The sequence below is a fragment of the Desulfoplanes sp. genome, assembly GCF_054921335.1.
The window spans coordinates 25,411-51,764 of the sequence record NZ_JBUDSQ010000012.1 but is presented as its reverse complement, the minus strand read 5'-3'; the positions used below and the strand labels follow the sequence as shown (position 1 = coordinate 51,764).

The window sequence follows — 26,354 nt, the reverse complement described above, 5'->3', positions numbered from 1 at the left end:
ATTATTTTTCTGTTGAGGGGGCCAGGGCCTTGGCGATGGTCTCCATGAGTTGATCCGGGCTGTAGGGCTTCTGTATCAGTCTTCCCTTTTCCGCGATGATCGTATTTTCCTTGAGTTCGTTGAAGCTGTAGCCGCTGCTGAAGATGACCGGAAGATCGGGACGGATGGTCTGGATCTTTTCCCATACCTGTTGGCCGGTCATTCCGGGCATGATCACGTCCAGGAGAACCAGGTCGATGGATCCGTTGTGTTGCTTGAATAATTCTACCGCCTCGTTCCCGTCCCGGGCTTCGATGACCGTATATCCAAGGTCTTCAAGGACCTCCCTGGTCAGGGAACGGACCATCTCGTCGTCCTCGGCCATGAGAATGGTCGCGGCGCAAGGAGTAAGGATATCCGGCCCGCAGTTCTCCGTGGCCTGGTTCTCTTGGGCGTCCGTGGCCGGAAGGTAGATGACAAATGCCGTGCCCTTGCCCGGTGTCGAGTCCACGTGGATCAATCCCTCATGGCTTTTGACGATCCCGTAGACAGTGGCCAGTCCGAGACCGGTACCCTTGCCCGTCTCCTTGGTGGTGAAAAAGGGTTCGAACATGTGTTCCCGGACCTCGGGGGGGATCCCCATGCCCGTATCCCTGATCTCGAGGCGGACAAAACAGCCCTGGCGGGCCCATGGATGGTCGTCGATAAAATCCCGGACCAGACAGACATGGGTGGTGGTGATATGGATAGTCCCCCCCTCGGGCATGGCATCCCTGGCATTGACACACAGATTCATGATGATCTGGTGGAGCTGACTGGTGTCGGCCTCTATTTTGGGTAGAGCGGGAAAGGGATCGAATGTGATCTCGGTCTGTTCCCCTATGGTCCTCTTGAGCAGGCTGAGAACCTCTGCAATCACGCCGTTCAGGTTGACGACCTTCCGGGAGACCATGTCCCGTCGGCTGAAGATGAGCAATTGCCTGACAAGGTTGGCAGCCTTTCCGGACGCATCGGAGATCTTTTCCAAACGGTTTTTGTTGTCAGCGACAATGGTCGGATCCTCGACAATCTTGCTCGTGTACCCGATGATGACCTGGAGAAGGTTGTTGAAGTCGTGGGCGATCCCCCCAGCCAGCTGGCCGATGGCCTCCATTTTCTGGGCCTGTCTGAGCTGGGTTTCCAGCTGGGTTTCCCTGGTCACATCCCGTTGACTGAAAATGTAACACACGGTCGTTCCACGATCGTCCTTGATAGGCGATCCCTTGACCTCGAGATCATAGGTTGCATCCCCATCAAAGGTGGATTGGATATGATCCCGCCATCCCTTGTCCGTTTCAAGGCTGTCCCACATGGGGCCGCTGTTGAACAGGGGCGCGATGTTCCATATGGGGGTGGATCGGACGGTTTCCGGGTCGACATGGTAAAAATCGGCAAAGGCCTGGTTGATGGAATGGATCATGCCTCGGGTGTCACAGATGGCGATGGCCTCTTCGGATTGCTCCAGGGCGGCAACGAGACGCTGCTGTTTTTGTTCGGTCTGTTTGCGTTCGGTGGTATCCCGCAGGGTACCGGTAACCTGGAGGGGCGTCCCGTCGGGGGCCGTTTCCATGATCTTTCCCCGCGCGACCAGCCAGCACCACGTGTTGTCGGCCCTGCGTACCCTGAATTCCTGTTCATAAAAGGGGGTATTCCCCTGTAGATGGTCCATCCTGGCCGTTTCCAGAATGTGGACGTCCTCGGGATGGATATGGGTATGCCACTCTTTGATGCCGGGGGCCCGGAGTTCATCGGGGTAGCCGAGGATATCTTTCCAGAAATATTTGAAAACGATGGTGTCGGCGACGACATCCCAGTAGAAGAGGGCCTGCTCTGTTCCCCGGATGGCCAGATCGAGCCGATCGTTGGTCTGGTCGACCTCCTCTTTTGCCTGTTTGAGGTGCCTGCGGTTCAGGGCAAAGAGAACGATGAGCAGGGTTTCCAGGGCGATGAATAGAATGGTCAGCCATATCCAGGGCCTGTAGGCTTGGTAGAAACTAAATGGTTTGTTTATTATCAGACTGCCGTCAGGGAGTTGTGAAGGGGGGATCCCGAACCGTTCCAGGCCGCTGGAGTCGAAAAGCAAGGTGTCGATCTTGACAGCCCTGTGTAACCCGGGTGGCCGTTGGTTAACCATGAGTACCTGCAGACCCATCTCGGCTGCCCTTGCCCCCTGATGGTATCCGCTGACAACATGTCCTCCGACAACCCCCTGAACAACACTGAAATCCGAAATGACAAAGATGGGCTTGTCTGTGGATTGTGCAACAATTTGTGCGCCGCGGCGGTGGGAAAACCACTTTCCGTCCATGGTCCTGAACAGGACCGTGTATAGAATGACGGTATGCGGGGGGAGGCTAGCCAAACATTCCTGGATGTGTTCAATACTCTTGGGCGCTATGTAGGTGAAATCGACCCTGTCCGCATACTCGTTTTCCAGCCGCTGGATCCGGTCCAGCCCGCCCCTGCCCGTGGGGGAGGTGTCCGCAATGACCGCGATGTGTTTTGTCTTGGGAAAGAGGTCCAGGGCGAGATCGAGATTCTCCTTGTCGCTCCACTGTTCGAAGACACCGCGCATCCCCATTTCAATCGCCCGGGTGGCGGTATGCATGTCGTTGATCCCGCAAAAAATGACAGGGGTGCTGTAAAAGAGTCCCTTCTTGTACTTTAGAAGAAAATCGACGGCATTGTCGTCACAAGCGATGATCAGATCAAAGTGCAAATGCTTGTACTTATGGTGGAACAGGGTGCGCAGTTTTTCGTAATAGACACGGCTTTGGTGGTGCTTGCTGTCCATGTACTCAATGTATATATTTACCTTATCCCTGTATTCTTCGAATACATTGAAGATTCCGTCGACAATGCTGTCCGACCAAACGTACCCCGGGTGGTAGGAATTGAGGACAAGGATACGTTGCCGTTTGGGAAACTCGGCCCCCTCTGCCCGGACCGGAAAAAGCGTGCATAGGAAGACGAGCACGAAAGGAACGTAGCGTAACCATGCGTTTTCCTTTCTCCTCGACGGTCCGCGGTCGGAAAGATGTTGTGTGCAGGGTATCATTGTGTCCTGCCCAAAAGTTGGATGCGTGCCAGGCTTTCGATCTCTTCGGTCAGGGCCAGTGCAGTGACCAGACCATCAGCCCAGACCACGAGGCCGTGGTTTTCCATGAAGATGCAGGGGTGGGTCAGGGATGCAGTGCCCACGGCCTTGGCCAATTCCTCGGTTCCGGGCATGGTTGCCGGGACCGGGATCATTTTTTGGACGAAGACCTTGCCCTCGAACAGGGGAAGATCAAGAAGATTGTCGTTGTTCCGGCACAGGGAGAGGGCCAGTAGGTGGGGGGGATGGGTGTGGACGATGGCCCGGGCTTCGGGCTGGCTGGCATAAACGGCCAGGTGGACCGGTGTTTCCGAGGACTGCGGCGGGCCGGATTCGACCCTGTGGGTACCCAGGTCCATGAGGGTCAGGTCCTTGGGCGTCAGGTGGCCCTTGGCGCTGCCCGTACCGGTTATGAGCATGTGTTCGTCCGTTCTGACGCTGATGTTCCCGTTCATTCCGTTGAACAATCCCCGGCGCCATCCGTCACGGCCCGTTTGTATGATGGCCTCTATCCATTTTTGAGCGGGAGAAGGGGTGCCGGGCCTGCGTCCGGGCAGTAACACCGGTTTGATATCCAATACCGGAGTCGTGTCCATGGCCTCCATGGGATGGACGGACAGGACATTGCCCCGGATTTCTCGGATGGTCACCCGGTGGTGCCCGATGGGGTTGGGACGGTCGGGTGAACGGGTGGCAAAGACCCCGTGCATGGCCCGGTCGGGATTTCCCTGGGGATGGCATTGGAGAACGGTGCGGTCCCCCCGGTCCAGCCAGGTCAGGACGATGATCTCCTGACCGACTTCCAGGCAGTGCATGGCAGGGAGATACTCGGTTGCGATTTCAATACGCGAGACAGGATCGTTGTCTCCGGCCTGCTTGGGGCATTCCTTGCGATTGGCGAATGGTGAACGGACCCGGCCGATGGGAGTGAGATGCATGGGCGTCTGGGACATGATTATTCCGGATAGATGGTTTTCCAGTGGCTGTAAAAAGCCCCGTAACGGTTTGCAAAAATGGCCCTGCGCGCCTTTGTGACCAGATCGAGAAGAAAATGGAGATTATGGATGGTGTTCAGCCGGTAGGAGAGGAGTTCCCTGGAAACATAGAGATGGCGCAGATAGGCCTTGGAAAAGTTCCGGCAGGTGTAGCACGAGCATTCCGGATCGGGGGGAGAGTCGTCTTCCTTGTACTGGGCCCGCTTGATGTTCACTTTGCCCTGTGAGGTGAACAGGGTGCCGTTACGGGCGTTGCGGGTCGGCAGGACGCAGTCGAACATGTCCACGCCGTTTTTGATCCCGTTGACCAGGTCCATGGGTGCGCCCACCCCCATCAGATAGCGGGGTTTTTCCGTGGGCAGGAGAGGAGTGGTGTGTTCGAGCATGTCCAGCATCTCGGTCTTGGATTCGCCCACGCTCAGTCCTCCGATGGCATATCCTTCAAAGGGAATGGACATGATCTCCTCGGCGCTTTGGCTGCGGAGGTCCTTGAAGAATCCCCCTTGAATGATCCCGAACATGAGCTGGTCCCCGGTTTCACCCCTTGTATAGGCGGCCCGGCACCGCTTGGCCCAGGCCGTTGTTTTTTTGAGGGATTTGGCCGTGTAGTCGTGATCCGCGCCATAGGGTACGCATTCGTCCAGGACCATCATGATGTCCGAACCCAGGTTCTTCTGGATGGAAATGACCTTTTCCGGGGAAAAGAAATGCTTGGACCCGTCGATGTGCGAAGAGAATTCCACGCCCTCGTCGGTGATGGTCCGTAGTCCCGCCAGGCTGAAGACCTGGAACCCGCCGCTGTCCGTCAAGATGGGTTTGTCCCAGCGCATGAATTTGTGCAGCCCGCCCCGTCGGGCGATCATTTCGTCACCGGGGCGCAGATAGAGATGGTAGGTGTTGCCCAGGATGATCTGGGCCCCCATGGCGTACAGGTCATGGGGATCGAGACTTTTGACCGTTCCCAACGTACCCACGGGCATGAAGATGGGGGTCTTGATGGTTCCGTGGGGTGTGACCAGGGTGCCGGCCCTGGCTTGGCCGTCCGTGGCTTCACAGGTGAAAAGGGGGGTATTGGTATTCAAGAGTGGTGCTCCGAAAACGGTATGAGGGGGGCGGAAAAAAGGACGATCCGTGTCCGCTTTTTGTTATGAGCCCGAGTAACTACGCAATCTTTAGCCGACCAGCAAGTGGAGATGCCGGAACAGGTCAGGGATGCGGGGGCGGGGGGGTGTGCGCGGCATCTCCGCAGATACGCTGTTTGAGGGCGATAACGCATTACAATGGAGCAACTATTTGTCCTCGTCCTCCTGACGTGATAGGGGGCAGGAAAACCCATCCTACCACCCCAGGAGGAAACCATGCGATCCATTCTCGTGCCTGTGGACTTTTCCACCATGACCGAAGATGTTCTGGAAATGGCCAAACTTTTTGCCGGGACCTTTACCGGTAAGATCCATCTCATCCATGTCATTCGGGTCGATCCCGCATTGACCGGATATCTTCCTGGGCCCCGTCTTATCGAAGAACCCATGCCCGCCCATTGCGGCAAGGCCCATGCCTTGCTCCAGGAACAGGTCCGGCAATTGCGCTATGCCGGATATGAATGTTCCTCGTCCCTGTATGAAGGAGAGATCGTGGGGACGATCATCAAAAAGGCCCGGGACATGGAAGCCGAATTGATCGTCATGGGGGCCCACAACAAGGGGAAGCTGGAACGATTTTTCCTCGGCAGTGTGTCCGAAGGGGTTCTCAGAAGGGCCTGCTGCCCGGCGATGATCGTCCCGGCCGGAGGCAGGGACGGGTGTGAGAAATAGCGGGGAGTGCGGAGTGCAACCTGCGCACTCCTCTCAATATCCATTGGCCGTCGACAGGATGTCCCATGCCTGCTCGGCGGTTTCCACGTATTGGAAGAGGCGCAGGTCTTTCTCCGAGATGGTCCCGGCCTCGACCAGGGCCTCGAAATTGATGACCCTGTCCCAGAATTCTCGGCCAAAGAGGAGGACCGGAAAGGGTTTGACCTTGCCGGTCTGGATGAGGGTCAGGCTCTCGAAAAGTTCGTCCATGGTGCCGAATCCACCGGGAAAGGCGACCATGCCACGGGCACGGATGAGAAAGTGCATCTTTCTGATGGCAAAATAGTGGAACTGGAAGGAGAGTTCCGGGGTGATGTACTCGTTGGGCCGTTGCTCAAAGGGGAGGACGATGTTCAGGCCGATGTTCTTGGCCCCCACGTCATGGGCCCCGCGGTTGGCCGCACCCATGATGCCCTCGCCGCCCCCGGTGATGACCACCAGACTGTTGTCCTCGGTGTTTTGGGAGATGAGCCGGCCCAGTTTCCTGGATTCATTGTAGTACATGGAATACTTGAGCCCATTTTGGGCACGTCTGAGCAGTACGGAATAATCCTCCCGCTCGGGGCATGCCGTGCACAATTCTTGGAGACGTTCGACCTCTTTTTGGGCCTCTTCCGGCTCCTTGAGCCGGGCACTGCCAAAGACCACGATGGTCGATTTGATGTTGTTTTCCTGGAGTAGGAGTTCTGGCTTCATGAGTTCGAGCTGGAGCCGGACCGGCCGGAGTTCGTCGCGGAGGACGAACTCGTCGTCCTGGAAAGCCAGTCTGTAGGATGGGGAAGTACATTGGGGCGTACCCACATGCAGACCGGCCGACTTGGCGTCTTCATGGGCGGAAGGGAAGGGGCTCTTGCGTGGTGGACGTGTCATTGGAGTACCTCCGGAACAATGGGCGGAAGGGGATAGTCGGTCCTGACGATGGAATTTGACAATGATATGCAATAACAGACTGAATTACAATCTGCTTTTTTTGGGGAGGGCAAATTCCCATTGGACCGGTATGAGGAAATGGGGTATTTGGCCCGAAAGTTCGTCCCCTCCCGATCCCCCGTAGGACAGGACGTGGGGATTCTCCAAAGCGTCACGAAAACCGGAAGTATGGTATATCATGAATATTGCACGTTACTATATCCTTGCCTTGAGATCCGGACTGCGCATGGCCGGCAATATCTTCAAACCCAAAGCCGGGACGTTCGAGCGCAAGGCATGTGTTTCCAACAGCGCCCTCTATGACGAGGTGGTCGCCTGGCAGAAAAAACAGATCGCATCGATGTCCTTTGAGGACAGTGTGCCGAGTAAGTCCGGGGGTATGATTGACATAGCCAAGATGCGAACTATCCACAGAAGAACCCTGCTCGAAGTCGAACACCGGGAGGATGGAATGTGGAAGATCTCCACGGATACCCTGCAGAAGGGCCGGGGGATCAGTCTGGACCAGTCCATTGTCCTCATGCACAGGCTCAGGGACGCCGGGTTCCCCGACGGGGCCCTGGGGGTCGTTTCCGTGCAACTCGAACAGCAACGGCATTCTTTTGCCATTATCCAGGACAGGGAAGATGATTTTTGGATGCTGGACAACGGGTATTTTTCCGTATTCCCGGTCCGGGCGAGCCGGTTCTTGGCCAAACGTGAGGATCTTGTCTATTTGATAGGATTTAATTTTTTTGATGTTTGGAATTATTGATTAAGAGTGGGGACGTTGAGACATGGGGGGATTGGAGGTAATTTAAGAAATTGGGGTGGTTGTGGAGCGGAAAGGCAGTCATTGCCAACCCTTGTGCTGGAACTGGTTCAACCCCTCAACTCCCTAAAATTTCTTAACTCTCTAAGATTTCTTAAATTTTCTACATAGCGGGCAGTAAAAATGAGTATTACTAAAAATTTTCAGCGGATCAGGGAGGAAATCCCGGACCATGTCAGGATCGTCCTGGCGGCAAAGACCAGAACCCGCGAAGAGGTGGAGGAGGCGATCATGGCCGGTGCCGGGGATATAGGGGAAAACTATGTCCAGGAAGGCGAGGCCATGCACGAGAGTCTGGGCGGATTGGCCGGCAAGGTCACCTGGCACATGATCGGGGATCTGCAGACCAACAAGATCAACAAGGCTCTGCCTGTCTTTGACATGATCCAGACCGTGGATTCCCTGAAAAAGGCCCGGGCCGTGGACCTGCGCGCCGAGCGGCTCGGCAAGGTCATGCCGGTACTCATGGAGATCAATATCGGCAGCGAGCGGACCAAGTCAGGCATGCCCCCGGAGCTGCCTCTTGTAGAAAAGGTCGTCAGGGAGGCTGCCGGGTTGTCCCATATTGCCATCCAGGGATTGATGACCATGGGGCCGAGATTCGGCGATCCCGAGGCATCGCGGCCCTACTTTAAGGCCACCCGAAAGATTTTTGATACGATCCGGGACCGGGATATCCCTCAGGTGGCCATGGAGGAACTCTCCATGGGTATGTCCAACGCTTACAAGGTGGCCATTGACGAGGGCGCTACCATGGTCCGACTGGGCTCCTGCGTGTTCGGCAGACGCGAGGGATGTAAGCTCGGGTAACGGGCAGGATGGTGGTTTCGGGTCTTGCAAAAACGTGTCATTGTTTGAGCTGAATCTTCGTCTATAGCCGTCAATGCAACGCCAAACCCATGGAGATCCCGGATCAAGTCCGGGATGACGCCACTTTCCGATCTGCGCACTGTGCACTGCGTACTGCGAACTGTGCACTGCGAACTGCGCACTGAAGCTTTTATCCTATATCCTTTATCCTCAACCCCTTACCTTCATCACGGAGACCCACCCACCATGCTTGAACTGGCCATAGTCGTCGGTCTGGCCACCTTGATTTCGGCGTTTTGTTCTGTTGCCGAAGCGGTGTTGTACTCGGTTCCCTGGAGTTTTATCGAACGACTGCGCAAGGCGGGCAAGTCTTCAGGACTCCTGCTTTCCGAACTGCGCAGGCAGATCAAGGAACCCATTTCCGCCATCCTGACACTGAATACGGTCGCCCACACCGCGGGAGCAGCTGTTGCCGGGGCCATTGCCGCGCGGCTGTATGGCGAGGAGCATCTTGGGTATTTCTCCTTGATTTTTACGGTGATCATTCTTGTCTTTTCCGAGATCCTTCCCAAGACCATCGGTGTGGTCTACTCCAAAAGTTTGGCCGCCCCCCTGGCAAAACCCCTGGTCGGACTCGTCTGGCTGTTCAAGCCGGCCATCTGGATGACCAACTGGTTGGTCCGTTTCGTGGAACACAAGAAACCCGGGCCGGCAAGTTCCGAAGAGGATCTTCTGGCCGCCATCAGCCTGACCCGTCGGGCCGGGGCTATCAAGCCCTATGAGGAGCGGTCCATGCACAATATCCTCACCCTGGACAAAAAGGTCGTCCGCGACGTCATGACCCCGAGAACGGTTATTTTTTCACTGCCAAGCCATATGGCCGTTTCCGAGGCCCGCGGTCTCAAGACCTCATGGCCCAACAGCAGGATCCCCGTGTACGATGGTGACGATCCCGAAGACATCGTGGGGCTTGTATACCGTCGGGATGTGATGGTCGCCCTTGCCGATGACCGGGACGGCGTGCCCATCAGCAAGTTGATGAAACAGGTCCGGTTCGTGGTCGAGACCATGACCCTGGACCGGTTGCTGGTCAAATTCCTCGAGTCCAGGGTGCATCTCTTCGTTGTTCTGGACGAATACGGGGGGCTGGCCGGGGTTGTCAGCCTGGAGGACGTACTCGAGCAGATCCTGGGAAACGAGATCGTGGACGAAACCGACCAGGTCGTTGACATGCGGGAGTTTGCCAGGCAACAGCGCGCGGAGTTGATCGGAGGGAAGTGACAGGTTGACCGGCACCGGCATCTGTTCTTGTTTCTTGTGCGTATTCTATATCTTTTATCGTATATCTTTACCCAGTTATCCCATGACCAAGCAAACCAACCAGAAATGGATCTATATCACGGCATTTACGTGTCTCGCCCTGGGGATCGGGTATCTCCTCTTTTCCGGGCTTTCCCAAAATTCTGTCTACTTTCTCAATGTCTCCGAGGCATTGGCCATGGACAGCTCCAAGCTTTCCCAGGCACGATTGTTCGGCAATGTGGCCAAGCAGGGGATCGAGCGGTCCAGTGACGCCATGGAGATATCCTTTGTCCTCGTCGACAAGGAAGACCAGGACAAATCCTTGCCGGTCCATTTTCGCGGTGTCGTACCGGATACCTTCCAGCCGGGGGTCGAGGTCATCGTGGAAGGGGGGATGCAGCCCGGGACGGGTACGTTCCGGGCCAAGACCTTGATGACCAAGTGTCCATCCAAATACAAGAAAAAGTCATCATAAACCGTGTATCCATCCAGCTCCCTTCCGGGATTCCTGCACGTTCCGAACGATTGCCAAAGGGGACGATGCCGCTGGCCCGGCATCCCGGGATATATCGGTTTTACCTGAACATTGGACAGATTGTTCGGTCGCACAAGATCCCGGAACGGGTCCGGGATGACGGTCAACGGATGGATGGCTCTCCATCCGTCGTGACTGGCCGCGAACCGTTGTACAGAATGGTCAACGAAGTCTTTCAACCAAGGACCCTTTTCATATGCATTCCATCGCCTTTGCTTCACTCTTTACGGCCCTCCTGATCACCCTGGCCCTTGCCTGCAAGGGGTGGTTCGATCTCTCCAAGAACAGGGACTCGGTCCTCGTCTGGATGGAACGGGGGCAGCTGGCCTGCACCGGCCTTTTATGTCTGGGATCGTGGATACTCATTCTGGCCCTTGTCCAGCGTGACTTCTCCTTCCTCTATGTCCAGGAATACACGGACACGTTCCTGCCGACCTTCTATGCGGTGACGGCGTTTTGGGCCGGGCAGGACGGATCGTTCCTCTTTTGGGCCCTCATGCTTGCGGTTCTGGGAACGATCATGATCTTCACCCCCGGGTACCGGCTCATGGACCGAAGAACGAAATTGTGGTTCTGGTTGTTCTTTTTTCTGGTCCAGGGATTCTTTCTCCTCCTCTTGACCAGTGTGAGCAATCCCTTTGTCCAGCTGGTCAATCCCCCGGCCCAGGGAAACGGCATGAATCCGCTCCTGCAGAATCCGGGGATGATCTTCCACCCGCCGCTTCTTTTCATCGGCTACGCCGGATTCACCCTCCCCTGTTGTATCGCTTTTGCCTTCTGTGTGACCGGCCACCCCTTTGTCTGGCTCGAACGGTGCCGCAATTGGCTGGTAACGGCCTGGATTTTTTTGACCGCAGGGATTATTCTCGGGGCGTGGTGGTCCTACATGGAGCTCGGTTGGGGCGGATACTGGGCATGGGATCCGGTTGAAAACGCCTCCCTCATTCCGTGGTTCGCGGCCACGGCCCTGTTGCACACCGCCCTGATCGGTAGAACCCGCAAGGGGCTTTTGAAGACGAATATCTTCTTGGCCAGCCTGACCCTGCTTTTGTGTTTCTACGGAACATTCATTGTCCGCAGTGGATTTATCCAGTCATTGCATGCCTTTGGTTCCGGGGGGATCGGGTTCCCGCTCATATCGTTCATGGTTCTGGCCTTGGTGGTCACCCTTGCCGTTATCCACGCATGCCGGTGCCAACCCAGCAGGGAGCTGGACGGAATGTTCAGCAAGCCCGGGATTCTTCTGATTGTTGTCTGGTTGCTCCTGACCATTGGGGGGATCGTTTTTCTCGGGGTCAACTGGCCCCTTATCAGCGGGATTTGGAGCGAAAACACGGTTGGCCTCGGCGCGGACTTTTACAATCGGGTCTGCCTGCCCCCCTTGGCCCTTGTCGTCCTCTTGCTCGGTTTTTGTCCCTGGCTGGCCTGGAAATCCGGTTTCAAGAGCCGCATGGGGGGATATCTGACCCTGGGCGCATTGATCCTGGCCGGTGGGGCGCTCCACATGCTCGGTCTTGTCAAACCGCTCGCCCTGCTCGCCGGGAGCTCCGCCGTGGCCGTGCTCGTCTCCATCACCGCCCTGTTTTTTTCCAACCGGTCATTGACCCGTCGGCTATGGGCCTGGGGTGCATACGGGGTCCACGCCGGAGTCGCACTGGTTGCCCTGGGTATCGCCTTTTCCGGTCCCTATCAGATCAGTCAGGAGGGTATCCTGCAAAAGGGGGGCACCCTCTTGGTCGGGGAGTATGAAATCCTGTACAAGGACTTCCGGGTCATACCCGACCCGGCCATGACCGCCTACGAGGCGCGGCTCATGGTTGCCAAACAGGGACGTCCCCTGGGCATCCTCACGCCCCAGAAACGGATGTACGCCAATTTTGAGCAGTCCTTTGCAGAGGTGTCCATCATCCCTTCCCTCGGCGACGAGATCTACGCCACGTTGCTTGGTTTTGACCAGGACGAGAACATCAGTCTCAAGATATCCATCAATCCCCTGGTCAATTGGCTCTGGATCGGGGGGACACTCATGTGTCTGATGGCCTTTTTTTGTCTCCGGCGCCAGCGCCGGATGGGAGTGGATACTGCGGTCGGGCAGGGGGAGAAAAGACAATGAGCCGTCCCCTTCTCGAGGTCCGGGAACTGTCACATTTTTATGGGTCCCGGCTGGTCTTCAAAAAGGTGGGGTTTTGTCTCGATCCGGGCATGGCCGTGCTTGTGGCCGGTGAAAACGGGGCCGGCAAATCGACCCTGCTCAAATGCATAGCCGGACTGGTCACCCCGGCCGCCGGAACCGTGGCGACCCATGTCGGCCCCCACCAACTGGCCTACATGGGCCATGCGACCTTTGTGTATCCTGGTATGACAGCCATACAGAATCTTTGGTTCTGGAACCGGATGTACGGACTGGGGCGCGATGGAGCCGGGCTCCTCGGATTGCTCGCACGGGTCGGACTCAAACCGTTCGCCTTTGAAAAAGCCCGGGGATTCTCCCGCGGTATGGCCCAGCGTCTGGCCCTGGCCCGGATCCTTTTGATCGATCCAAAGGTCATTTTGCTGGACGAACCGTCTACCGGGTTGGACGATGGTTCCTGTGATCTCCTGTTCAAGGAAATCCGGGCCGCCCGCGACAATGGTGCCGGGATAATGTGGGTCAGCCATAATCTTTGCAGGGACCTTCTTCAGAGCGACAGGGTTCTCTATTTGAAAGAAAAACGGGTGGGTTTCTGGGGTACCTCCCGGGAATATGCGGAGCGGTTGGAGCATGTTGCCTAGAACATTGGTCATCGCCGGCAAGGATCTTCGGCAGGTGCTCACCGGAGGGAACGGGTTGTTCCAGGCCGTTCTTCTGGGATTGCTCCTGGTGTTCATCTTCAGTCTGTCCACCGCGCCCGGAGAACGCATATCCGCGCAGGGGGCAGCGGCGATCTTTTGGATATCCTCCTGCTTTTCTCTGGTTCTCGTCTTCACCATGCTCTACCGCTTGGAAGAGGAAAACGAGACCCGCATGGCCCTGATAATGACCCCCATGCCCATCCAAACGGTATGGCTCGGAAAACTCGTGTCCGGATTGTTTCTCCTGGCCATGGCGCAATGTTGCTTTATCCCGGCGATCATCGTCTTTCTGGGTCAGGAGACATTGTCATCCTTCCTGGGGCTTGTGGTCCTCATTGGCGGGGTCGATGTTGGTCTGGTCGTTCTGGGCTCCCTGCTCGGGGCCGTGTCCCAGGGGCATGAGACACGGGATTCGCTGCTGTCTATCATTTTGTTTCCCCTTTTGCTCCCCCTGCTCCTGGGCGGGGTCAAGGTCGGAGGAACGCTCCTTGCGGGCGTTCCCTTGGAGGGGGTCACCGATTGGTTCGGGATCATCGGGGCCTTTGATATCGTCTTCACCGGTGCCGGACTGCTTCTTTTTCCGTATGTTTATGGGGAAGAGTGACCGTCATCCCGCATACCCATCTCTCAACCACGATGCGCATATGAATGATCGATCGTCACGAACCGCCGGGCTGCCTCTGTTGCCGCTGGCCACGCTTCTGGGCCTTCTGGTTTCCCAGTATTTTATCTGGGTCTATGCCCCGGAAGAACTGACCATGGGGCTTGTCCAAAAAATTTTCTATATCCACCTGCCCCTTGCCTGGTGGGCCCTGGTCTGTTTTGGCGGAGTGTTCGTGGGCTCGATCATGGTCCTTGTGCGCAACAATCCCGCATGGGACAGTTTTGCCGGTGCCTGTGCCGAGGTCGGGGTGCTGTTTTGTGGTTTGGCACTCGTTACCGGTTCCTTGTGGGCGCGGTCCGCATGGAACACCTGGTGGACCTGGGATCCCCGGTTGAGTACGGCCCTGGTCATGTGGTTCGTCTATGCGGGCTATCTCATTTTGCGGGGGAGCGGACTCGGGGGGACCAAGTCGGTCAGACTCCGTGCGGTCCTGGGGATTATCGCCTTTTTGGACGTCCCTTTGGTCTTTTTTTCCGCCCGCATGTGGCGTAGTATACATCCTTCTGTTTTTGCAAATAAATCTGGCGGCCTGGAACCGGAGATGCTCATTGCGGTACTCGTTTCCCTGGCCGCATGGGGGGGGCTCACCCTGACATTGGTCCTGTTCCGTTGGCGTGTCATGCGGTACACGGGCGTCATGGACGGAATCGCCCGGCTCTGAGTTTTTTGCCCCTGTTCTCTTCCCTTATTGTCCACCGGAGTATTCATGAACTATCTTTTTATCGCCAATCTTTGTGTCTGGATCGGTATTGGCGGTTACCTCTGCTTCATCCATGCGGCCCAGAAACGGCTGGCGGAGCGTATCGACCATATGGAGATCATCCATGACCGATAATTCCACCTCCACTCCCGTGGTTCCCGAAAAACCGGTTTTCATTCTGGTTGGCCTGTGTTTGTTGGCCTTGGTCGCCACCATGGTTTTCCATCGGATCACCCACCCGTTGCTGGACATCCGCAAGATCGAGAGCCACACGGGCATGGAACAGGGCCCCATGGGCGATATCACCGGGCTGATGCAGCGGTTGGAAGAGCATCCTGAAGATGTGGATGCCCTGCGCAGCCTGGGGAACGCCTTTATGCACATGAAGGCTTGGGACAGGGCGGTCATGTTCTGGGACCGTGTTCTGGCCATACGACCGCATGATGCCATGGCCTTGAACCAGAGGGGGGTCTGCTTCTTCCAGAAACAGGACTACGAAAAGGCGGCCGACACCTTTGCCACACTTCTAACGACCGATCCGGCCAATGAATATGCCCTGTTCAATCTCGGCGTCCTGCACAAACATTTTCTGGGGCATCCAGAAAAGGGCGACAGGTATCTCGAGACCATCCTGGAACAGGGCCGGGCATCTCCTGAAGTCATGCAGGGGGTACGCCGGGAATTGGATACCAAGCCCCAGGGGACAAGTGGGGAATGATTCTTGCCCCATACATGCCTGTTCCCTGCCCGTAAGCAAGACACTATTTCCTTGTCCTATGCTTGTAAAAAAGGCATGGTTCCTTCATCATCAATCAGGAACTATGCCTTTTTGCGTCTAACCGGGTTGTAGACGATGCGCGGTCTCTCACGACAAAAAACGGTTCTCGTCCACCGACAAGGAGAACGGAAGATGCCGACCCAGCTCCTTTCCTCACCACGTCGGGAGCAATTCCAACAAACTGCTGTCCCTCCCTCTCATCCTACTATGTCTGTACAAATCGACAACGTTCTCCATCAATTGGACCAGATGCCGTCACTTCCTGCCGTGGCCGCAAAAATACTGCATATCGTTCTCGAGGACGAATTTTCTCTTCCGGAATTGGCTACGCTCGTGGAGTCCGATCCTACGCTGACCCTGAAGGTGCTCAACACGGTAAACAATGCCGAGCGGGGTGGACATCCGGTTTCTTCGGTTTCGCACGCCTTTCCCCTGATCGGGATGCGGCCCCTGCGTATTCTTTTGCTTTCGGTCATTGTCAAGGACGGACTGGTAGAAAACGGAACAGACCAGGAGGGTATCCACAAGGAGCTATGGACCCATTCCCTGGCCTGTGCGATTTTTGCCGGTCTGCTGGCCGAACGGACCTATCCGCAGCTACGTAACGAGGCCTTTGCTGCGGGGATGCTCCATGATCTGGGCAAGATATTTCTTCTGGTCTATTTTCCGGAAAAATACCTGGAATGCCGGGAGCGTATTGTTCGGAACAATGAACCGGCATCTGTGGCTGAAGAGCGGATTTTTGGGACCAACCACACCACCATCGGCAGGGAATTGGCCAAAAAATGGCATCTTCCCCAACATATCGAACAGGCCATATGGCGGCACCATCTCGATTCCGCCGTCCTCGGACAGGAGGACGGTCTGCAGGAGATGCTCCTTCTGATCAAGGGGGCTGACTATTTGGCCCACGAGGCCCTGGTGGACACCCCGCAGCCGTCCATGACCCGGGATGCCGACTCCAAGAGGATCATCAATTCACTTGGACTCGACCCGCAGGACATGCTCCAGATAAGGGATGGTTTCTCCAGGGAATTCAAGGAGCATATATCCCTTTTCGATCTTGAGTCCGACGGGACCTCGTTATTCTATCAGGCCCTGCAACGGGCCAATGAACGGCTGGCGCGTATCGCTCTCGAGTTGGACCGGAAAAACGAGTCCCTGACCATCTCGGACCGGTTCTCCACGGCTGTGATCAAGGCGGGCATCGCTTTCAATACTGTCGAGACGGTTGGTGATTTTTTTCCCACCCTCCCAAAATATTTGGGCGCAAATGTGGGTATCCAAAGAGGGATCGTCTATTGGATCAACCGATCCGGGACCTTTCTCGAAGGGATTCTCTGGAAGAGTAATGGGTTTGAGCGGCTTTTTTCCTCACCCATGAACGGGGCCATGGAACCGGTACCTAAATCCGGTACACCTCCATTGAGTCCGGCACTGCATGGACTGATCAAGACCGCCGGGGAACGAGGAAGAGGGTGCGGGGACAACCCCGATCGTACGGATCCTCGGCGGTTCTCCATCGCCCAGGGGCTGACCATCTTTCCCTTCCAGGCGAACGGATTCATGGGGGAGGTCTGCCTCGGCCGGGAGGGGACAGCCGTTCCGCCGACCAATCAGGAACTCATGGGGCTTTCCCAATTCGTGGCCCTGATAGAGACGACCCTGGACCGTTTGCGTGTGAACCGGGATCTCTGTCGGCGGGCCGATGAACTTTCCGCGGCCCTGTGGAAAAACCGTCAGGTCAATCTGCAGCTCATGCAGACGGAAAGACTGGCCGCGGTCGGTCAGCTGGCCGCCGGGGCGGCCCATGAGATCAACAACCCCCTGGCGATCATTTCGGCACGGACCCAGATGATCGAGGCCAGAGAGGAGAACGACAAGAAAAAAAAGGAACTCAAACAGATACATGGCCAGATCGAGCGGATCAGCACAATCCTGACCAATCTGATGGGGTTTGCCAGGCCACCGGTCCCGAGCAAGGAAAGGGTGGATATCAACCAGTTGCTGGACAAGGTCCTTGATCTCGTGGCTCCTCCGATGCTCAAGCAGCATATTCAGGTCGAACGGAACTACGCACGGGATCTCCCCCTGCTCCATGCCGATGGGGGGCAGCTGGAACAGGTCTTTCTCAATTTTTGCATCAATGCCCAGCATGCCATGGAGGAGGGCGGGGGAACCCTGAGGGTTAAGACCGGAAGGGGGGGCTCTCCCAAATGGATCGGAGTAGCCATCGAGGATAGCGGGGTGGGCATATCCGAGAACCATTTGGCCAAGATATTCGATCCATTTTTCACCACCAAGGAACAGGGCAAGGGGACCGGATTGGGCCTCTCCACGGCCTACGGGATTGTGACCAACCACTATGGCAAGATCGATGTACGCAGCGTACCCGGCGAAGGAACCCGCATACTTGTCAGTCTGCCGGTCATGGATTCCCAGCAGGACGAACCGGCCGACGCCCGGCAGGCCGACCAGGGTGCGGTCCAAGAGGAACAACCCGACGCATGTGGTGTCCGCCCCAGAATACTGGTCGTGGATGACGAAGAGCATATTCGGGAGATCCTTACCGAGACCCTCACGGGCCATGGGTGTCGGGTAGATATCGCTGAGAATGGTAAACAGGGGCTCAAAAAACTCACCCGGCACATCTATGATCTCATGCTCATGGATATCCGCATGCCTTCCTATTCGGGGCTGGATCTTTTGGCCAGGATAAAGAACCAGATCGCTCAGATGCCGGTCTTCGTGATCACGGGGCTCGCCTCTTCCGAGGAAATGGACAAGGCCCTGGAACTCGGTGCGACAAAATGCATCCGCAAACCCTTCCACATCAAGTCCCTGATCCAGGATATCAGGACCGTGGTGTCTCTTCCTTGAGGGAAACCATGGCTCCGGGAACACGCATCATTGCCTTTGCCAGCGGCAAAGGAGGGGCCGGGAAGACGACCATGGCCGTGAATATCGGCCTTGCCCTGGGCACCATGGGGGCAAGGGTCTGTCTGCTCGATGCCGATTTCGGACTGTCCAACGTGGATCTGGTCCTGGGGCTGGATCCACCCGAGCGGACGTTGGAAGACGTCCTTTTTTCCGGTCTGCCCCTGGAAAAGGTGATCGTGTCCGCCGGGAACAATCTGGACATCATTCCCGGGAGTTCGGGCATTTCCAGGATGGCCGAACTGGGGCGGGCCAAAAGAACCCTGCTGGCCGAGGAATTCAAAAAACTCGACGGGTATGATTTTATTCTGATCGACAATTCCCCGGGGCTGTCCCAACAGGTCGTCTCCCTGTGCTTGAGTGCCAGGGAACTGATATTGGTCGTCAACCCGGAGGTGACCTCCCTGGTGGACGCCTATGCCTTGGCAAAGGTTTTGCGCGAAAACGGGTTGTGGATCCGTCCGCGGGTCATCGTCAACCGGGCCGGAACCATGGGCGATGCCAAGAAGATTTTTTCCACCCTGAGCACGACGGTCGAAAAATTTCTGGGGCTCAGGAGCTGTTTACTCGGCGTCGTTCCAGTGGACGCCAAGGCCAGGACGGCGTTCAACAAAACACCCTTCTGCCTGGCCCATCCCCATTGTCCGGCCTCCCGGTGTGTCCAGCTCATTGCCAGGCGGATATTCGAACACGAGGACAAGACCTGGAAAAAAACACACCCGGAAGAATTTTGGGAATCCGCACTGACGAGGATCAAACAACGTCCCCGGTTCGATCTGAATCTTCCCTCCCCCCAACTCGATACCGACCTGGCCTCCTATGCGCACATGGCTCCCGAAGAACTCGGCTCCATAATCAGGCAGCGCGCATGGGAAATGGATCATCTGCACAATCATTTACGCAGAAGACTGGGAGAGACCGAGCTGGTCCATCAGGCCGGATCCGTGGCCACTGCACTCCACGATTTTTTCCAACGTCTGGAATCCTTGTCTCCCGATCCTCCCACGCGGGAGATCTGTGGCAGTGGGATCGCCGTTCTCAGCAACCAGCAGGAAATGCGACAGATCCTGTCGGATATGCTCTCGATGCTGGGATATGGAACGCAGCCATTGGTCCCGGAAAAACAGGCGGAGCAGGGGGGAGAGAGGCCGTGTCTGGCCATTGTCAACAACGACCGCCCGTTCCACAGGATCCGAACGGCCCTGGATGGGGTGCGTGACGTGCCTTTGGTTTTTCTTGGGGAATACGGTTGTACGAGGGGGCTTGAGGAATACGCGGCACGGATCGTTGCCGTGCTCCCCCCGCCCATCTCGCTGGAAGGGTTGAGAACGACCCTGGAAAAGGTGGTCGGCAGGGGGAGAGAGCGTTGAGCGGACAGAAAAAATGGACGGTGGAAGGGCCGTGACCGGAATGACTCGGTCACGGCCCTATTTATTGGAGGAGTATTTTTTTGGGTTTATGCCGTATTTCTTGATTTTGTAGTTGATCACCCGGTAGCTTGAGCGCAGTTCCCGTGCGGCTTCAAGCATGTTCCCACGGGTCTTTTTCAAGGCCTCGACAAGAAGTTCCTGTTCAAAGCGGGCCACGGACTCGCCAAAGGAGAGTTCGCTATCCGTTGCCGAACTCTCCGCCGTTTGCAGGGTCGGTGGCAGGTGATAGGTCCGGATGGCCTCGTCCATGCAAAGTAGGGTGGCCCGTTCGATACAATTGCGCAGCTCACGGACGTTCCCCGGCCAATGATACTGGGCGAGAAGATCGATGGCCGGACTTGAGATCCGTTTGATGGTCTTGCCGTATTCCTGAGAAAACATGGTCAGGAAGTGCTCAGCCAGGGGCAGGATATCCTGCCTGCGTTCCCTGAGGGCAGGAATGTATATGGGAAAGACGTTGATACGATAGTAGAGGTCCTCTCGGAACCGGTTGTCCTTGATCAGGGTCTCCAGGGGTTGGTGGGTGGCGCAAACGATACGCACGTCAATGGTCGTCGCTTTTTCGCTCCCGAGACGCTGGATCTCTCCTTCCTGGATGGCCCGTAGCAGTTTTGCCTGGGCCTCGGCACTGAGTTCCCCGATCTCGTCCAGGAACAGGGTTCCCTGGTGGGCCAATTCAAACCGTCCCTTTTTGCTCCCGACAGCCCCGGTAAACGCCCCCCGTTCGTACCCAAAAAGTTCGCTTTCGATGAGTTCCGAGGGCAGGGCCGCGCAATTGAGCTTGATGGACGGAGCCTTGCACCGAGAACTCATGTTGTGGATGGCCTCGGCCAAAAGCTCCTTGCCGGTTCCGGATTCTCCGCGCAGGAGCACGGTGGCACGGCTGTCCGCGACCTGCATGATCTGGCCCATGACCTGTGACATGGCTTTGGATGAAGCCACGATCTTGTTTTTGGCCAGGTTCTCAGCCTGTTTGGTTTCTTTGTTCAGTGAGGGGCCGTGGAGTTGGTTGTGCAGGATACTCTCCTGCAGGTACGCGGTTTGGCGGGCGATGATCCTGGCCAGGGCCTGGAGAAAATTCTTGTGTACTTCCAGAACCTCCCGGGATTGGATGGGAAGATCCGCGCTGAGAACGCCCAGGATCTCCATTTTTTCTCCCGAAGTGAGGACCGGTACACTGACAAAGGACAGCCCCGCCATCTCTTCGTGGCTGCGGCCTCCGGCCCTGTTCAAGAACAGGGGTTCTTCGGACATGATCGGGACGACGATCGGTTCTCCGGTGCTCAGGACATGCCCGGTGACCCCTTCCCCCGGGGCATACGTAGAGGAGGGGGGGCGCGCATGGCCGTGGCTGACGCTGAATTTGAGGGTGTCGGTCTTGGGGTCGAAAATGGCCAGGGTGATCCGTTTGTAACCGGATAGCTCGGCTGTCTTTTCAAGAACCCGCTCGAGGACTGGTTGCAGGGGCTGGAGAGGATCAAGGTCTGCGACGACCAGATTGAGGATCTCGAGCAATGATTGGGGGGTGTTGGACATGGGTATATTAGGGGCTGGATATGTCCGGGGAAAAACCGGCCATGCGGTTTTTCCCCGGGTTCGAAGAATTTTCGTTATCCACTTGGGGCCATTTGTTTGGAGGATTAATTGGGGCTCGTAACAGCAGAGGCCCCGAGGTCAACGGCCCGTAGATTGATGTCCACTATCTTGGGTTTGAGATGGGCCCGTATGCCCGTCTGCAGTTGTGCGAGGTCGATGGGGATCAGTCCCAGGGAGCACAGGGCGCCGAGCAGGACGATGTTTGCGGCCTGGGGGGTCCCTGCCTGTTTGGCCAGGGAGAGGCAGGGAAGGAAAAAGGACTTGTGGGCCTGTTCGTCAGTGGCCTTGCGGATCATGTCCATGTCCGGATAGGCTTCGCGTCCCAGGGCCACGCCGATGGGCAGGACCGGCTCGCTGTTGCTGACGGCCACCCCTCTGGGGGCGAGAAAACAGAGCGCCCTGTAGGTCTCCAGGGGCTCGAAACCGAGAAGGATATCGGCCTCGCCCGGGCTGATCTTTGGGCTCTGGTAACCGCCAAAAAGGATGGTCGAGGCAACCACGCCGCCGCGCTGGGCCATACCGTGGATTTCGCCGGCCGTCACATCCAGGCCGTTGTCCAGGCCGATCTGGGCCAGCAGATTGGTCGCGGTCAGGGTGCCCTGTCCGCCCACGCCGGTGAGATAGATACGGGTCTTTGGCATTATGCAAGACTCCTTTTTCGTGCTTTGATATGGTCGCTGAGCTGGACACAGAGCATGCAGCCCGAACATTGCAAGGGATCAATGCCCACCTTGCCCGCTTTGAGGAAAAAGGCCGGACATCCGAGTTCGTTCAGGCAGGTGAGGACGTCTTCGCTGTTCTCGAAGCCTTCCTCCACATAGGCGATCTGCTTGGAAGCGGATTTGAGCACCTTGCGTTTGAAGATCTCGCAGGGTTCCCGGGAGATGACCACCCTGACCCCGGATAGCCCCTTGTACTCTCCGAGGGTCTTGACCAAGGCTTTCTGGTTCAGAGATTTGACCGTGGCGACATGTTCCACGCCGCAGCCCCTGACAATGGCCTCGATGTCGATCTTGTGGGCGTTGTCCCCGATCTGGGTCTTGTCCACGCCCGGATTGGGCTGATGGCCGGTCATGGCCGTAGTCCGGTTGTCCAGGATGACGACCAGGATGTCGTGGTTGTTGTAGACCGCATTGACCAGGCCGGTCATGCCGGAATGGAAAAACGTGGAGTCTCCGATGAACGCGACCACGGGCTGGTCCGAAACCCTGGCGGCTCCGCACCCCGTGGAGATGGACGAGCCCATGCACAGGAGGAAATCGGCCGCCTTCAGGGGCGGGAGGATGCCCAGGGTATAACATCCTATGTCCGAGGAATACAGGGCATCGTCGCCGAAAACACTGCGGACCGCATAGTAGGTGGACCTGTGGGAGCATCCGGCGCAGAGATTCGGCGGACGCATGGGAAGATTTTCTGGAATCCGGCAGGGGACGTGCTCGGGCAGGGGCTGGTTCAGGGTTCTCAAGAGAAGGTTTCTGACCATGAGCGTGGAATATTCCCCCTGGAGGGGAAGGTGTTGGCCCTTGCCGATAACCTCGACCTGAAGATGGTGCTGTTGGATCAAGGCGCGGACATGCTGTTCCACGATGGGCTCGAGCTCCTCGAGGATGACCACCGTGTCCAGCTTTTTGAGAAAATTCTGGAGGAGTTCATTCGGCAGGGGGTAGGTCATGCCCAGTTCGAGAACCCGTAGGGAATCAGCCAGGTCGTGTTCGGCAATGACGTCGTTGGCATAGGCCCGGCAGATGCCCGAGGCGATCACCCCGGTCCTGCCCTTGCCGCTTTCCGTGTTCCAGGTGCTTGTTTCAGCCTCGCCCTCGAATGCACCGAGCTTGTCCAAGAGTACGTTGTGGCGGACCCGGGAGACCGCTGGAACCGGAACAAAACGCATGGGATTCTTGTCCATGTGTCCCGTGGTCTTTGCTGCAGGGAGTTCCTCAAAGGCCACTGGTCCGCGGAGATGGTTCACCCGGGTGGTGGTCCGGACCATGATGGGCTGTTCGTACTTGGCCGACATGATGAGGGCTTGGCGGGTCATATCCTTGCATTCCTGGGCCGTGGCCGGTTCGAAACAGGGAATCCCGGCCAGTCGGGAATAATAGCGGTTGTCCTGTTCGTTCTGGCTGGAATGACATCCCGGATCATCGGCGCTCAGGATGACCAGACCGCCGGGCGTGCCGATATAGGCCAGGGTCATCATGGGATCGGCGGCCACGTTGACCCCTACGTGTTTCATGGTCACCAGTGTGGGGACTCCGGCCAGGGCGGCTCCACCGGCCACCTCCATGGCGACCTTTTCATTGGCCGAATATTCAAAGACAAATTCGCCTTCGGGAGAAATCCGGAAAAAGGTATCGGGAACTTCCGAGGAAGGCGTGCCCGGATAGCAGGACACGAAACCGACGCCCGCTTCCAGGGCACCCCGGACAATGGCTTCATTCCCGAGAAGAAGCATCCGCGTTTCGGGGGATGTGCTCAAGAGGGGATGACTCATGATGGTTTGCCTTTAGGATGGTTTGAGGTTCGAGTATTGTGTGTAGAAATAATGACGCGCAGGGCATACCGCAGATAGCCGCCGTACGACACGTGGAACGAGGTCTGGGGGCAAGGCGGTTGTAGGGGGTACGTTTGGGGGTTTAGGCAAGACGGGAAACAACGCTCCGGGGTCGGCGCGAGGTCCCGGAGGGGCGATTGTCGGGTCTCCTGCCTCCGGTCTCTCTGTCTCCCGTCTCTGTTTTAACCCATCTTCGCCCTAATCTCGGCGATCTTCATGTCCAGAAACGCCGTATTGGTCACCGCTCCGGTGGTCTTGAGCTCTTCGTAGGCTGCCAGGGCCTTTTTCCAGTCCTGGGCCTGCTCGGCGGCATGGGCGATCTGTCGGGACAGGGGGGTGGCGAAATCCTTGGCCGCTGTCGTGTCGATAGTATCCAGAACCGTGAGGGATTCTTCGTACTTGCCGTCCAGACCCAGAGCCCTTGCCTGCCCCATGAGAGCCAGTATCTCGATTTCCCCCTCAGACTCGCCGGCCACCCGGGACCAGGCCGATGCCGCCTCCTGATAATCCTTGCTGTTCATGGCCGCATTGGCCACCTCCAGAAGGGTTCCAACGGGCATCGCCGATGGATGTTCCGAGAGGAACTGGTTCAGGGAGGTGATCCGTTTGGCCGGGTCTTCCTGGATGAGGATGGAGCCCAATTCATTGTTCAGCTTTTTGGTTTGCATTTTTGCATAGGTGGTATATCCCGAATACCCTCCGACAACGAGGATGATCGCCCCTATTCCCATTCCAATGGGTTTGAGGTTGTCCAGAATCTTTTTGAGAAGGGGGTGGAGATCCTGATCCGCCTCCTGTTCGATTTCATTAAGAATATTACGGTGGTGTTCGTTGGGCTGGGTATCGGTCATGGTCGTGATTCCTCCTGGATCATCGTGGACTTGGCAAAGAGACTGACTTGTATGCAGAATTTGCAAAAAGGTCAAAATTTTCCTGCTGGTGGATGTGGGGTAAAGTCAATAGGTTGAGAATGGTTGGGGTTTGGGGTAGATGGAATTGAGACAAATTTGTCAATAATGAAAATTTTACCTGAATAGCGGGAGGTGGCTTGATTATGGATATGGTTGAACAGATTCGGGACATGGCGGCTCGGGCCAAGCAGGCCGGGCAGGAATTGCTCAAGGTGGCAAGCGGGGAAAAAGAGAAGGCTCTCATGGGGCTTGCCGGGCTTCTTGAAACAAACCGGGATATGATTTTTGCCGCCAACGCCAAGGATATTGGAGCGGCCACGGCCAAGGGCATGGATGCGGCACGCATCGACAGGTTGCGCTTGAGCGATGCGACCATCGGATCCATGGCCGAGGCGTGCCGTTTTGTGGCCAAACTTGAGGACCCCGTAGGAGAGATCGACGCGATGCGCAAACGGCCAAACGGGCTTTTGGTCGGTCGGATGCGTATCCCTCTCGGGGTCATCGCCATTATCTACGAGTCGCGCCCCAACGTGACCGTCGACGCGGCCATCCTCTGTCTGCGGGCCGGCAATGCTGTTATCCTCCGTGGTGGTTCCGAGGCCTTCCATTCCAACCAGGCGCTTGGCAGTCTGCTCTCCCAGGCCATGGAGGAAGCCGGATTGCCCGGCGATGCCGTGCAGATCGTTCCGACCACGGACCGGGCCGCTGTCCAGGCCATGCTCGGGCTGGACGAGTACATTGATGTTGTCATTCCCCGTGGGGGGGAAGGATTGATCCGGGCGGTGGTCAAGGACGCGACCATGCCGGTGCTCAAGCACTACAAAGGGGTCTGCCATATCTATGTCGATGCTGCGGCCGACCAGGAGAGGGGACTGGCCATTGTTCACAATGCCAAGGTCCAGCGGCCCGGGGTGTGCAATGCCCTTGAATGTCTTCTGGTCCACAGGGATGTCGCCGGAACGTTCTTGCCAAGGGTTGCTGAAAGTCTTGGCCGGGATGGCGTGGTGTTCAGGTGTTGTCCCCGTTCACTCCCCTTGCTGGGGGAGAGAGGGGTGCCTGCCGGAGAGGAGGATTACGGCAAGGAATTCCATGCCCTTGAGCTGGCAGTCAGAATCGTGGATTCCCAAACACAGGCCCAGGAACATATTGCGGATTACGGCTCCAACCATTCCGAGGCCGTCATTACCAAAGACCATGACCGGGCCATGCGTTTTCTGCGCGAGGTCGATGCCTCGGCCGTGTTGATCAACGCCTCGACACGGTTCAACGACGGGGGGGAACTCGGTTTGGGGGCGGAAATCGGCATCAGCACTTCCAAGCTCCACTCCTATGGACCCATGGGGGTAAAAGAACTCACCAGTACCAAATTTGTCGTCCTGGGTGAAGGGCAGATCAGGGAATGATACGATCGGGGGCGGGGAATGGCAGGAGGAAATCGGGGACCAATGGTTGGGGCAACCGACAGGTCATCCCGGACCTGCTCCGGGATCTCCATGGTGGCACGGGGCCATTTTTGCTGCGTCCCTTATTTTCCAGGGCGGCCCCTATGCCGGAATGAGGGGAGCGAAGTCCCGGTTTGGAATGTGACGGACCTCTGATGG

At 57.0% G+C, this 26,354-nt stretch carries 22 protein-coding genes; 14 read left to right on the top strand and 8 right to left on the bottom strand.

Features of this window, described 5'->3' with window-relative positions; all coding sequences use genetic code 11:
- Position 1: 1 nt before the first annotated feature.
- The 3 genes from ACY692_RS04420 to tgt are packed head-to-tail and all read right to left on the bottom strand — an operon-like array spanning position 2 to position 5,192.
- A complete protein-coding gene (locus ACY692_RS04420) occupies positions 2-3,076 on the bottom strand; it encodes an ATP-binding protein (protein WP_462324134.1) in 3,075 nt (1,024 codons plus the stop codon).
- Positions 3,073-4,068, bottom strand: coding sequence for a tRNA (N6-threonylcarbamoyladenosine(37)-N6)-methyltransferase TrmO (gene tsaA / locus ACY692_RS04415; protein ID WP_462324133.1), 996 nt, complete (start codon positions 4,066-4,068; stop codon positions 3,073-3,075). The genes ACY692_RS04420 and tsaA overlap by 4 nt, the downstream gene beginning before the upstream one ends.
- Before the next feature lie 2 nt (positions 4,069-4,070).
- Positions 4,071-5,192: a tRNA guanosine(34) transglycosylase Tgt gene (gene tgt / locus ACY692_RS04410; RefSeq protein ID WP_462324132.1), complete on the bottom strand. Its 1,122-nt coding sequence runs from the start codon at positions 5,190-5,192 to the stop codon at positions 4,071-4,073.
- Positions 5,193-5,468: 276 nt separating this feature from the next.
- Between tgt and ACY692_RS04405 the strand changes: the two genes are divergently transcribed.
- Complete coding sequence (locus tag ACY692_RS04405) at positions 5,469-5,924, top strand: universal stress protein (RefSeq protein WP_462324131.1); 456 nt, start codon at positions 5,469-5,471, stop codon at positions 5,922-5,924.
- A 33-nt stretch (positions 5,925-5,957) separates the two neighbouring features.
- On the opposite strand, the gene ACY692_RS04400 is transcribed toward ACY692_RS04405, so the two are convergent.
- Positions 5,958-6,833 carry an LOG family protein gene (locus ACY692_RS04400; protein WP_462324130.1) on the bottom strand — a complete coding sequence of 292 codons (876 nt, stop codon included), beginning with the start codon at positions 6,831-6,833 and terminating at the stop codon, positions 5,958-5,960.
- 238 nt (positions 6,834-7,071) lie between these two features.
- On the opposite strand from ACY692_RS04400, the gene ACY692_RS04395 reads away from it, so the two are divergent.
- The 12 genes from ACY692_RS04395 to ACY692_RS04340 all read left to right on the top strand — a co-directional run bounded on the left by ACY692_RS04395 (position 7,072) and on the right by ACY692_RS04340 (position 19,632).
- On the top strand, positions 7,072-7,647 hold the full coding sequence (locus tag ACY692_RS04395; protein WP_462324129.1) for a hypothetical protein: 576 nt from the start codon (positions 7,072-7,074) through the stop codon (positions 7,645-7,647).
- A gap of 180 nt (positions 7,648-7,827) precedes the next feature.
- Positions 7,828-8,514, top strand: a complete 687-nt coding sequence (locus ACY692_RS04390) for a YggS family pyridoxal phosphate-dependent enzyme (RefSeq protein WP_462324128.1) — start codon at positions 7,828-7,830, stop codon at positions 8,512-8,514.
- 246 nt (positions 8,515-8,760) lie between these two features.
- On the top strand, positions 8,761-9,795 hold the full coding sequence (locus tag ACY692_RS04385; protein ID WP_462324127.1) for a hemolysin family protein: 1,035 nt from the start codon (positions 8,761-8,763) through the stop codon (positions 9,793-9,795).
- A gap of 82 nt (positions 9,796-9,877) precedes the next feature.
- Positions 9,878-10,291, top strand: a complete 414-nt coding sequence (locus ACY692_RS04380) for a cytochrome c maturation protein CcmE (protein WP_462324126.1) — start codon at positions 9,878-9,880, stop codon at positions 10,289-10,291.
- A 256-nt stretch (positions 10,292-10,547) separates the two neighbouring features.
- On the top strand, positions 10,548-12,464 hold the full coding sequence (locus ACY692_RS04375) for a heme lyase CcmF/NrfE family subunit (RefSeq protein WP_462324125.1): 1,917 nt from the start codon (positions 10,548-10,550) through the stop codon (positions 12,462-12,464).
- On the top strand, positions 12,461-13,123 hold the full coding sequence (locus ACY692_RS04370) for an ABC transporter ATP-binding protein (protein ID WP_462324124.1): 663 nt from the start codon (positions 12,461-12,463) through the stop codon (positions 13,121-13,123). Before ACY692_RS04375 ends, ACY692_RS04370 begins: the two co-directional genes overlap by 4 nt.
- Positions 13,113-13,787, top strand: coding sequence for a heme exporter protein CcmB (locus ACY692_RS04365; protein WP_462324123.1), 675 nt, complete (start codon positions 13,113-13,115; stop codon positions 13,785-13,787). The genes ACY692_RS04370 and ACY692_RS04365 overlap by 11 nt, the downstream gene beginning before the upstream one ends.
- 40 nt (positions 13,788-13,827) lie before the next feature.
- Complete coding sequence (gene ccsA, locus ACY692_RS04360) at positions 13,828-14,508, top strand: cytochrome c biogenesis protein CcsA (RefSeq protein WP_462324122.1); 681 nt, start codon at positions 13,828-13,830, stop codon at positions 14,506-14,508.
- A gap of 45 nt (positions 14,509-14,553) precedes the next feature.
- Positions 14,554-14,682 carry a CcmD family protein gene (locus ACY692_RS04355; protein WP_462324121.1) on the top strand — a complete coding sequence of 43 codons (129 nt, stop codon included), beginning with the start codon at positions 14,554-14,556 and terminating at the stop codon, positions 14,680-14,682.
- The gene (locus ACY692_RS04350) at positions 14,672-15,265 is read left to right on the top strand and encodes a tetratricopeptide repeat protein (RefSeq protein ID WP_462324120.1); all 594 of its coding nucleotides are present in this window, start codon (positions 14,672-14,674) and stop codon (positions 15,263-15,265) included. The genes ACY692_RS04355 and ACY692_RS04350 overlap by 11 nt, the downstream gene beginning before the upstream one ends.
- A 267-nt stretch (positions 15,266-15,532) precedes the next feature.
- Positions 15,533-18,205, top strand: coding sequence for an HDOD domain-containing protein (locus ACY692_RS04345; RefSeq protein ID WP_462324119.1), 2,673 nt, complete (start codon positions 15,533-15,535; stop codon positions 18,203-18,205).
- A gap of 8 nt (positions 18,206-18,213) precedes the next feature.
- Positions 18,214-19,632 carry an AAA family ATPase gene (locus tag ACY692_RS04340; RefSeq protein ID WP_462324118.1) on the top strand — a complete coding sequence of 473 codons (1,419 nt, stop codon included), beginning with the start codon at positions 18,214-18,216 and terminating at the stop codon, positions 19,630-19,632.
- Between the two features lie 57 nt (positions 19,633-19,689).
- Here the strand turns inward: ACY692_RS04340 and ACY692_RS04335 are convergent, their stop codons facing one another.
- From ACY692_RS04335 to ACY692_RS04320, 4 genes are all read right to left on the bottom strand, one after another.
- Positions 19,690-21,228: a sigma-54-dependent Fis family transcriptional regulator gene (locus ACY692_RS04335; RefSeq protein ID WP_462324117.1), complete on the bottom strand. Its 1,539-nt coding sequence runs from the start codon at positions 21,226-21,228 to the stop codon at positions 19,690-19,692.
- 104 nt (positions 21,229-21,332) lie between these two features.
- On the bottom strand, positions 21,333-21,929 hold the full coding sequence (locus ACY692_RS04330; protein WP_462324116.1) for an indolepyruvate oxidoreductase subunit beta: 597 nt from the start codon (positions 21,927-21,929) through the stop codon (positions 21,333-21,335).
- Positions 21,929-23,782, bottom strand: a complete 1,854-nt coding sequence (gene iorA / locus ACY692_RS04325) for an indolepyruvate ferredoxin oxidoreductase subunit alpha (protein ID WP_462324115.1) — start codon at positions 23,780-23,782, stop codon at positions 21,929-21,931. Before iorA ends, ACY692_RS04330 begins: the two co-directional genes overlap by 1 nt.
- Positions 23,783-24,024: 242 nt before the next feature.
- The gene (locus tag ACY692_RS04320; RefSeq protein WP_462324114.1) at positions 24,025-24,693 is read right to left on the bottom strand and encodes a tetratricopeptide repeat protein; all 669 of its coding nucleotides are present in this window, start codon (positions 24,691-24,693) and stop codon (positions 24,025-24,027) included.
- A 203-nt stretch (positions 24,694-24,896) separates the two neighbouring features.
- On the opposite strand from ACY692_RS04320, the gene ACY692_RS04315 reads away from it, so the two are divergent.
- The gene (locus ACY692_RS04315) at positions 24,897-26,156 is read left to right on the top strand and encodes a glutamate-5-semialdehyde dehydrogenase (protein WP_462324113.1); all 1,260 of its coding nucleotides are present in this window, start codon (positions 24,897-24,899) and stop codon (positions 26,154-26,156) included.
- Positions 26,157-26,354: the final 198 nt, after the last annotated feature.